This window comes from Aerococcus sp. L_32 (assembly GCF_050689315.1).
Genome location: NZ_JBOEQF010000271.1, coordinates 1 through 2833, shown reverse-complemented (window position 1 = coordinate 2833; position 2833 = coordinate 1). Strand labels below are relative to the sequence as shown.

2 protein-coding genes are annotated in these 2833 nt (G+C 40.7%); both read left to right on the top strand.

Translation table 11 applies throughout. From position 1 onward, the window contains the following. Positions 1-558: DNA-processing protein DprA (locus tag ACRCJ0_RS11590; protein ID WP_431390514.1), on the top strand; the 558-nt coding region annotated here is incomplete at its 5' end. 195 nt (positions 559-753) lie between these two features. Further along, positions 754-2832, top strand: a complete 2079-nt coding sequence (gene topA, locus ACRCJ0_RS11585) for a type I DNA topoisomerase (protein ID WP_419971265.1) — start codon at positions 754-756, stop codon at positions 2830-2832. Position 2833 lies beyond the last annotated feature (1 nt).

Genomic DNA, 2833 nt, shown 5'->3' with positions numbered 1-2833 from the left:
GGTGATTTAGCTATTTTTCAAAAACCTGCTATGGCTGTTGTAGGATCAAGAAAGATGTCTGTCTACGGTAAAGCAGCTATTGACCAGCTAATCCCTGAATTAAGTGAAGCCGTGGTCATTGTCTCTGGTTTAGCCAAAGGGGTGGATGCCTATACCCACCAAGCAGCCATGTCTGGGGGCGAAACCATTGCGGTTATCGGGACGGGCTTGCTGACTTCATACCCGAGTGAACACCACAAATTGCAGGCAAGAATTGCCCATGACCATTTACTCGTTTCACCGCTACCCAACCACGCTAAAATTCAACGCTGGCATTTCCCTTACCGAAATCTAACTATTGCCGGACTCAGTCAAGCGACGATGGTTATTGAGGCGGCAGAAAAATCTGGTTCTTTAATAACGGCTAATTATGCCTTACAAGAAAATAGACTGGTTTTTGCAGTGCCAGGGCCTATTTCGAACCCTTTATCTGCAGGGACCAACCAATTAATTTACTACGGTGCCGCACCGGCATTACAGGCTTCAGAAATATTGCGCGACTTATTTTTCAATGTATAGAAAAACTTAATTTTTACCTTTGAATTTGCCAACAAACAACTTTCTTCTATATAAATTGTGCATATATTGCTTGCTTATTTTATCTTTAGGTTATATATTCATTTGTAGCTATTAATTTTCATATTTGACAAAAGCTATTCTTCTAGCATAATATGTAAAGCGATTTAGAAATGGATATCAGAAAGGAGCTTGTCGTTGGCATATAAATATTTAGTAATCGTAGAATCTCCGACGAAAGCCAAAACTATAGATAAGTACTTAGGCAGAAATTATAGAGTTGTAGCCAGCAAAGGTCATCTACGTGATTTACCAAAATCGCGTATGGGAATTGATATTGAAAATGACTATGAACCGGACTACATCAACATCCGTGGTAAAGGGCCTTTAATCAAAGAGTTACGTAAAGATGCAAAGAAAGCTGAAAAAGTCTTTCTTGCGAGTGACCCGGACCGAGAAGGGGAAGCAATTGCCTTCCATTTAGCCCACATCTTAGGCTTAAACCCTGAAGACCCAATCCGTGTAACCTATAATGAGGTAACCAAAGAAGCTGTTAAAGAGGCAATCGCAAACCCTCGTCCAATAAATATGGACCTAGTAGACGCTCAACAAGCACGTCGTGTGTTAGACCGCTTAGTAGGTTACAATTTATCCCCAATGTTATGGAAGAAAGTGAAGAAAGGTTTATCTGCTGGTCGGGTACAATCCGTTGCTTTACATATGATTATCAACCGGGAAAATGAAATCCGTGCTTTCAAACCTGAAGAGTACTGGACAGTTGAAGGGTCATTTATTAAAGACCGTAAGACCTTTAAAGCTAACGCTTCAAAATTCAAGGGTAAAAAACTTGATTTGAAAAACGAAGCGGATGTTAAAGCGTTTATGGCCGAAATTAAAACCCAAGACTTCACTGTTGAAAACGTGACGGAAAAGGAACGTAAGCGTAACCCGCAAAAACCTTTTACCACGTCATCAATGCAACAAGAAGCGGCGAAAAAATTAAACTTCCGAACCCGTAAAACTATGATGGTGGCCCAACAACTATATGAAGGAATCAAAATAGGCAGCGGAGCGCCAGTAGGTTTGATTACTTATATGCGTACCGATTCAACCCGTATCTCTGATTCAGCTAAAGCCGGTGCAAAAGCATATATTACCAATACTTATGGTAAGGAATACTTAGGTTACCAACCAGTAAGCAAGAAAGCCCAAGGGTCTCAAGATGCCCATGAAGCGATTCGTCCTTCATCAGCTGACCGGACACCGGATGCTGTTAAAGATTACTTATCTCGTGATCAATTCCGCTTATATTCATTGATTTGGTCTCGTTTTATGGCCAGTCAAATGGCACCAGCCATCTATGACACTGTATCTGCTGATTTGGTACAAAACCAAGCGACTTTTAGAGCAAATGGTTCTAAAATTAAGTTTGAAGGTTACCAAAAAGTTTATACAGAAGCCAACAACAAAGATAATATCTTACCGGAATTAGTTAACGGTGAAACAGTGAAGTCTAAAGACTTAGAACCAAGTCAACACTTCACCCAACCACCAGCTCGCTATACTGAGGCTTCTTTAATCAAGAAACTAGAAGAAGATGGCGTTGGCCGTCCGTCAACATACTCACCAACCATCGAAACACTGATCAAGCGCTACTACGTAAAATTAGAAGCCAAACGATTTGAACCAACTGAACTAGGTGAAATTGTTGATAAGATGATTGCTGAATTCTTCCCAGAAATCGTGGATACGTCATTTACAGCTGATCTTGAAAAAGAATTAGATGAAATCGAAACGGACCAAAAAGAATGGGTTGAAGTTATCGATGCCTTCTTTAAACCATTCCATAAAGAGCTGGAAAAAGCTGAAGTGGAAATGGAAAAAATTGAAATCAAAGATGAACCAGCTGGCTTTAAATGTCCTGTCGATGGCGGTGAAATGGTCATTAAAATGGGTCGTTTCGGGAAATTCTATGCCTGCGCCAACTTCCCAGACTGTCGCCACACCGAAGCTATTGTGAAAGAAATCGGTGTAACTTGTCCGAAATGTCATGAAGGTCAAGTAGTTGAACGTAAATCGAAGAAAAATCGTATCTTCTACGGTTGCTCTAGATACCCAGACTGTGACTTTACTGACTGGAACAAACCAGTCGCTCGTGCATGTCCAAAATGTGACCATTACTTGGTTGAAAAGAAAATCCGTGGTGGTAAACAAATCGTTTGTCCAAACGGTGACTATGAAGAAGACGTGCAAAAAGGTGAAGCAGTAGAAGCTTAAG